This window comes from Roseospira navarrensis (assembly GCF_009601025.1).
GTDB classification, from domain to species: Bacteria; Pseudomonadota; Alphaproteobacteria; order Rhodospirillales; family Rhodospirillaceae; genus Rhodospira; species Rhodospira navarrensis.
Genome location: NZ_WIVE01000013.1, coordinates 63889 through 71027, shown reverse-complemented (window position 1 = coordinate 71027; position 7139 = coordinate 63889). Strand labels below are relative to the sequence as shown.

Genomic DNA, 7139 nt, shown 5'->3' with positions numbered 1-7139 from the left:
GGTCGCGCTCCTTTGCGGCGACGCGAAGCGTCGCCGGGGGCGACCGAAGGACCTCGTGAGGCGGGTTCGACCCCATCCGTGTCACCGAACGGTCATCCGGGTTCGGAGCCCTGCGGCCTGGACACGGGAGAGGCAACCGCCCCAGCTTGCGGGCGTGTCCTCCTCCTCCCTATATCGACCCGAGCAGCGACGCGGGTTTACGGCCCGCCCGACCACCTGGCGCCCGCCTTCGGAAGGGAGCGCCATTCGGGGGGACGCGCGGCGGCCGCTCTCGGCGCCGGTGTCCCTGCCACGCAATGATGCCAGTGGCGGCTGAGTGTGACTCACCCGCCTATTCGGCACCGGCCCTCTCCCCCACCCGGCCACCCACGACCGTGTTCTATGGGTGGTCGGGTGGGGGAGAGGGCCGGCCACGGGCTTCAACGGGCCTCGACAGAGGCCGTTGATACAAGAGGACGACCGTCATGGATCTGGACACCTTCACGGACCGCGCCAAGGGCTTCCTGCAGGCCGCACAGACCATCGCCCTGCGCGAGACCCACCAGCAGGTGACGCCCGAGCACCTGCTCAAGGCCCTGCTCGACGATCCCGAGGGCATGGCCGCCAGCCTGATTTCCGCCGCCGGCGGCGATGTGGAGCGCGCCCGCTCCGGCATCGACATGGAGGTGGGCAAGCTGCCCCGGGTCGAGGGCGCATCCAGCATGTACTGGGCGCAGCAGACCACGCGCCTGCTCGATCAGGCGCAGCAGATGGCCAGGAAGGCCGGCGACAGCTATGTGACCGTGGAGCGCCTGCTGCTCGCCGTCGCCCTGGCCAAGGGCACGCCGGCCGCCAAGGTGCTGGCCGAGGCGGGCGTCACGCCCCAGGGCCTCAACGGCGCGGTGGAGCGCCTGCGCAAGGGCCGCACCGCCGATTCCGCGGGGGCGGAGCAGCAATACGAGGCGTTGAAGAAGTACGCCCGCGACCTGACCGAAGCCGCGCGCGAGGGCAAGCTGGACCCGGTCATCGGCCGAGACGAGGAAATCCGCCGCACGGTCCAGGTGCTGTCTCGCCGGACCAAGAACAACCCGGTGCTGATCGGCGAGCCCGGCGTGGGCAAGACCGCCATCGTCGAGGGCCTCGCCCTGCGCATCGTCAACGGCGACGTGCCCGAATCCCTGCGCGACAAGCGGCTGATGGTGCTCGACCTGGGCGCCATGGTGGCCGGGGCGAAGTACCGGGGCGAGTTCGAGGAGCGCCTGAAGGCCCTGCTGTCCGAGATCGCCTCCAGCGACGGCGAATACGTGCTGTTCATCGACGAGATGCACACCCTGGTCGGGGCCGGCAAGGCGGAGGGGTCCATGGATGCCTCCAACCTGCTCAAGCCGGCGCTGGCGCGCGGCGAACTGCACTGCATCGGGGCGACCACGCTGAACGAGTACCGCAAGCACGTGGAGAAGGACGCCGCCCTGGCGCGCCGCTTCCAGCCGGTGTTCGTCTCGCAGCCGACGGTGGAGGACAGCATCTCCATCCTGCGCGGCATCAAGGAGAAGTACGAGTTGCACCACGGCGTGCGCATCGCCGACGCCGCGCTGGTGGCGGCGGCCACGCTGTCCAACCGCTACATCACGGACCGCTTCCTGCCGGACAAGGCCATCGATCTGGTGGACGAGGCCGCCGCGCGGCTACGCATGCAGGTGGACAGCAAGCCGGAGCCGCTGGAGGACCTGGACCGGCGCGTGATCCAGCTCAAGATCGAGCGCGAGGCGCTGAAGAAGGAGACCGATGCGGCCTCCCGCGAGCGCCTGGGCAAGCTGGAGGACGAGTTGGGCGACCTGGAAGCCAAGGCGGCCGCCATGGCCGCCGACTGGGAACGGCAGAAGGGCGCCCTGGCCGGCACCACCAAGCTGAAGGAACAGCTCGATCAGGCGCGCAGCGACCTGGAGATCGCGCGCCGTCAGGCCAACTGGGCGCGCGCCGGCGAGCTTGAATACGGGGTGATCCCGGACCTGCTGAAGCAACTGGACGCCGCCGAGTCCGGTCAGGGCGAGACCATGCTCAACGAGGTGGTGACGGAAGAAACCGTGGCCTCGGTCGTCTCGCGCTGGACCGGCATTCCGGTGGACAAGATGCTGACCGGCGAGCGCGACAAGCTGCTGAAGATGGAACAGGCCCTGGCCGCCCGCGTGGTCGGGCAGGCCGAGGCGGTCTCGGCTGTCTCCAACGCCGTGCGCCGGGCGCGCGCCGGGTTGGGCGATCCCAACCGGCCGATCGGCTCGTTCCTGTTCCTGGGGCCGACCGGCGTGGGCAAGACCGAACTGACCAAGGCCCTGGCCGCCTTCCTGTTCGACGACGAGACCGCGCTGATCCGTGTCGATATGTCGGAGTACATGGAAAAGCACGCGGTGGCCCGTCTGATCGGCGCGCCCCCGGGCTACGTGGGCTATGACGAGGGCGGCGCGCTGACCGAGGCCGTGCGCCGCCGGCCCTATCAGGTGGTGCTGTTCGACGAGGTGGAGAAAGCCCACCCGGACGTGTTCAACGTGCTGCTCCAGGTGCTGGACGACGGCCGCCTGACCGACGGCCAGGGCCGCATCGTGGACTTCAAGAACACGCTCATCGTCATGACCTCGAACCTGGGCGCCGACGTGCTGGCGTCGCAGGCGGAGGGCGAGGACAGTTCGGCCGTGCGCGGGCTGGTCATGGAGGAGGTGCGCGCCGCCTTCCGGCCCGAGTTCCTGAACCGGCTGGACGAGATCCTGCTGTTCCACCGCCTGTTCAAGGAGCACATGGCCGGGATCGTGGATATCCAGGTCGGCCGGCTGGCGAAACGGCTGGAGGACCGGGGCATCGCGCTGGATATGGACGCGCCCGCCCGCGCCTGGCTGGCCGAGCGCGGCTACGACCCCGTGTACGGGGCGCGCCCACTCAAGCGCGTGATCCAGCGCCACCTGGAAAACCCGCTGGCGGTGATGGTGCTGGAGGGCCGCCTGGGCGACGGCGGCGCGGGCGACACGGCGCGCGTCTCCGCCGGCGAGGGCGGCCTGATCGTCAACGGCGAAGCGCTGGAGCAGGCGGCGTAAGCGCCGCGCCGCCCGCCTCGGTTGATCTTCCGAACGGCAGGTTGTGCTTGACAGCCGCGCCGCGCCAACCCCACACTTTTGTGCAGGACCGGGCGGGGTCATGCCCCGCCCGGACCATCATCGTGCGAGAGGGGGCGGCGATGGCGCATGGCATGAGGGCCGGCAGAGGGCGGGCCGTCGGGGTGGCTCTGGGTCAGATCGCCCTGGGTCTCGGCCTGAGCCTGGGGCTGGGCGGATGCGGGGCCAATCAGGCGTCGATCTACCGGGACTACGCCGTCAACAGCCGGGACGGCGAGACCACAACCAGCGTGCTCATCGACGCCAAGCAGCGCGCCGTTCTCTCGGTCGCCCTGCCCCCGGCGGCACAAACCGCCCCGACCGGCGGGGGCGGCATGGAACCGCGCACGGCCGTCGTCTGCGCCGAGCCCAGCCCGGACACCCTGTCGGCCATCAGCAGCACCCTGGCCTCGGCGCGGGAACTGGACGTGTCGGGGCTGCCCACCGGCAGCGAAGCGGCCGGCGCGGAGGCCTCGGCGGCCGAGGTCGGCTATCGCAGCCAGCTTGCCCGCACCCTGACGGAGGTGGCGGCGGAACTGGGATCCCGCAACGCCACCATCCAGCTCTTGCGCGACGGTCTCTACCGGGCCTGCGAGGCCCATATGAACGGGCTGATCGACCGGGCCTACTACGAAGAGATCTCCAACAAGTACGCCAACGCCATGGTCACGCTGCTGGCCATCGAACAACTCACCCCGCGCGGCCGGACCGAGACCACGACCACCACCGCGCAGCCCAGCAGCAGTACGGTGCGGGGCGCGCCCGGGTCGGGTGAAGGCGGAAGCGGCGGCGCGGGCGCGACGGCCAGCGCCGCCCCGACCGTGGTCACGTCCAGCACGGTGGCGCCGGCGCAGCCGCCCAATGACGCCTCGATCCGGGCCGTGAGCATCATGGTCAGTCTGTTCCTGACCAAGGATACGCTGGACTATTGCCTCGGCAAGCTGGACGCCCTGGCGCCCCGGTCCCCCGACGAAGTGGCCCTGTGCCGGGAGTTCGTCGCCGGCCACGTCACGCAGCAGGAGGTCCTCGCCGGCGCTTTCGCCCAGGCCATCGGCCGGCAATAGCCGGGCGCGCCCCCCAGGGCTCCGAATCCGGACGGCAGGGGTGTCATGGTTCGTGCCTCATCACGAGATCCTTCGCGCCTAAAAGGCGCTCAGGATGACATATTCTATAAAAAAGAGTGCCGCCGTGAGGGAGCGGAGCGACCGAAGGACCTCGTAAGGCGGGTTCGACCCCTGCAGTGGCACAGAACGGCAATCCGGGCTCGGACCCCTGGCACGCCCCCTCATACCGTTTACGGTCCGGTCCGGTCCCGGTACACTGCCCCCGGGACCCGCGCTGGAGCGGGCGGCGCCGGAGGACGGAACGATGGGTCTGGGTCTGAAGTTCAACCTGGTGCTGGCCGGGGCGTTCGCGGTCGGTCTGGCGGGGTCGTCGTTCGTCGCCTATGAGATCCTGCAGACCAACGCCCGCGAGGAGGTCGTGTCCAAGGCCCGCCTGATGATGTCCAACGCCCTGGCCATCCGGAACTACACGACGTCCGAAATTCGGCCCCTGCTGGGCGTGGCGGAAGACCACGAGGAATTCCTGCCCCACATCGTGCCGTCGTTCGCCGCCCAGGCGAATTTCCGCATGATGGCCAAGGACTACCCGAACTACAACTACAAGGAAGCCGCGCTCAACCCGACCAACCCCACGGATCGGGCCACGGACTGGGAGGCCGACCTGATCCAGGCCTTCCGCAACGATCCCGACCTGAAGGAACTGGTGAGCGTGCGCGACACGCCCACGGGGCAGACCCTGGTCCTGGCCAAGCCGCTGACCGTCAACGACCCCAGTTGTCTGGACTGCCACAGCGCCGTCGATCAGGCGCCCAAGGCGATGCTGGCCCTGTACGGCCCCGGCAACGGCTTCGGCTGGCAGTTGAACGAGACTATCGGCGCCCAGGTGGTCAGCGTGCCCATGTCGGTGCCGCTGGAGCGGTCGTGGAACACATTCCTGGTGTTCGTCGGCTCGCTGGCGGGGGTGTTCGTGGGCATCGCCATCCTGCTGAACATCCTGCTGTCGGCGATGGTCATCCGGCCGGTGGTGAAGATCTCGCGCATGGCCAGCGACGTCAGCCTGGGCAAGATGGACGTGCCCGAGGTCGAGGTGACCAGCAAGGACGAGATCGGCGCGCTGTCGGCCGCGTTCAACCGCATGCGGCGCAGCCTGGAAACGGCGCTGCGGATGCTGAACGACTAGCCTCACCGGCGCTGGGTGAGGCCGGCCGGGATCAGCGGCCGGCCCGAGGCCGAACTTGGCATCGGCGCGCGAAACACCCGTCGGCCAGAAGGGGCGCGACAACGTCATGAGCACGGACACACGGAACGGCGCGGAACCGGCCGGCTTCTGCCCCACGCGGATCGGGCGGTACCGCGTGGACGGCGAGCTTGGGCGCGGCGCCATGGGCGTCGTCTACAAGGGCTTCGATGAGGCGATCGACCGTCCGGTGGCGTTGAAAACCGTTCGCGACGAGCTGCTGGACAGCGAGGACGGCGGCGACTGGAAGCAGCGCTTCCAGCAGGAGGCGCGCGCCGCCGCCCGCTGTTCCCACCCCAACATCGTCACGGTCTACGAGTTCGGCGAGGACCACGGCCTGACCTTCATCGCGATGGAATACGTGCGCGGGCGGGAGCTGCAATCCTTCATGGCGCACGGCGTGGACTTCGGCCTGCGGGTCGGTCTGCGCATGGTCATGCAGGTGCTCGCCGGACTGGAGGCGGCGCACGTCGCCGGCATCGTCCACCGCGACATCAAGCCCAGCAACGTCATCCTGCTGGAAACCGGCACGGTCAAGGTCGCCGACTTCGGCATTGCCCGCATGGACTCGGTCAGTCTGTCGCGGCACGGCACCATGGTCGGCACGCCCGGCTACATGGCGCCGGAGCAGTTCACCGGCGGCGCCGTGGACGGCCGCACCGACCTGTTCGCGGTCGGCGTGCTGCTCTACGAGCTGCTGACCGGCACCAAACCGTTCGCCAGCAAGACGGTGGCCGAGGTCATGTACAAGGTCCTGAACGAGGCCCCGCCGCCGCCCCGGGGCCGCTCCGAGCCGCTGCCGCCCGCCCTGGCGGACGTGATGATGACCGCGCTGGCCCGCGATCCGGCCGACCGCTTTCCCGACGCGACGGCCTTCCGCGCCGCGCTGAGGGCCGTCCTGGCGGCCCTGCCCGCCGAGGCCGCGGGCGGCGACGGGGACACCATGGTGCAGGGCGGCGGGGTCGGGCCGGACGACCTGGACGGCACCCGCGTCATGTCGCCATCCCTGGCCGCCGCAACCAGCCGCGAGGTGGACGGGGGCGTCGGGGCCGGCGGGGGCGACCGGGGCGAACTGGACGAGGCGGCGCTGCAACAGGCCCGGGAGCATCTGGCCACCTATCTGGGCCCGGTGGCCTCGGTCATCGTGCGCGACGCCGCCCAGCGCGCCAGCGGGATCCGGGATCTCTACGAGGTGCTGGCCGAGCGCATCGACGACGACAAGGCCCGCGCGGCGTTCCTACGCAAGGTCACCCGCCGCGCGCTCGGGGTGTCCACCAGCACGGGCACGATCACCGGCACGTCCGTGGGGTCCGGGACCCACCATGGCCCCGCCAAAGGCACACAGGCGGGCGGCGGCACGCGCCGGGAGCCGGCCATGGGGTCCGGGGTCGGATCCGGTCCCCGGTCGGGCCCCCGGTCGGGCCACGGGTCGGGCCACGGGTCGGGCACCCGTGCCGCGCCGCTGACGGATCAGGACCGGGCGGAGGCGCGGGAGGCCCTGGCCGAGCACATGGGGCCGATCGCCGCCGTGCTGGTCAAGAAGGCGGCGGCCACGGCCGCCAGCCGCGAGGATCTCTTTCGGGCGCTGGCCGACCACATCGAGGATGCGGGCGCCCGCGCCGGCTTCCTCGCCCGGGCGCGGGGGTGACACCCACGGCGGCCCCCGGCCTCGCGCAAGGACCCGCCCTTGCCTCAACCCCGCGTGAAGGGACCGCCCCC

At 70.6% G+C, this 7139-nt stretch carries 4 protein-coding genes; all 4 read left to right on the top strand.

The window, feature by feature from the left end:
• Window positions 1-464 precede the first annotated feature (464 nt).
• The 4 genes from clpB (at window position 465) to GHC57_RS06390 (ending at window position 7068) form a co-directional block, all read left to right on the top strand.
• The gene (gene clpB, locus GHC57_RS06405; protein WP_153342345.1) at window positions 465-3062 is read left to right on the top strand and encodes an ATP-dependent chaperone ClpB; all 2598 of its coding nucleotides are present in this window, start codon (window positions 465-467) and stop codon (window positions 3060-3062) included.
• A gap of 152 nt (window positions 3063-3214) precedes the next feature.
• Complete coding sequence (locus GHC57_RS06400) at window positions 3215-4183, top strand: hypothetical protein (protein ID WP_153342344.1); 969 nt, start codon at window positions 3215-3217, stop codon at window positions 4181-4183.
• A gap of 304 nt (window positions 4184-4487) precedes the next feature.
• Window positions 4488-5363 carry a c-type heme family protein gene (locus GHC57_RS06395; RefSeq protein WP_153342342.1) on the top strand — a complete coding sequence of 292 codons (876 nt, stop codon included), beginning with the start codon at window positions 4488-4490 and terminating at the stop codon, window positions 5361-5363.
• Window positions 5364-5469: 106 nt separating this feature from the next.
• Window positions 5470-7068 (top strand): serine/threonine-protein kinase, encoded by a 1599-nt coding sequence (locus tag GHC57_RS06390; protein ID WP_153342340.1) that lies wholly within the window; start codon window positions 5470-5472, stop codon window positions 7066-7068.
• Window positions 7069-7139 lie beyond the last annotated feature (71 nt).

Coding starts and splice junctions, on each gene's coding strand:
- clpB (WP_153342345.1), top strand. CDS start 465: ATGGATCTGGACACCTTCACGGACCGCGCCAAGGGCTTCCTGCAGGCC.
- GHC57_RS06400 (WP_153342344.1), top strand. CDS start 3,215: ATGAGGGCCGGCAGAGGGCGGGCCGTCGGGGTGGCTCTGGGTCAGATC.
- GHC57_RS06395 (WP_153342342.1), top strand. CDS start 4,488: ATGGGTCTGGGTCTGAAGTTCAACCTGGTGCTGGCCGGGGCGTTCGCG.
- GHC57_RS06390 (WP_153342340.1), top strand. CDS start 5,470: ATGAGCACGGACACACGGAACGGCGCGGAACCGGCCGGCTTCTGCCCC.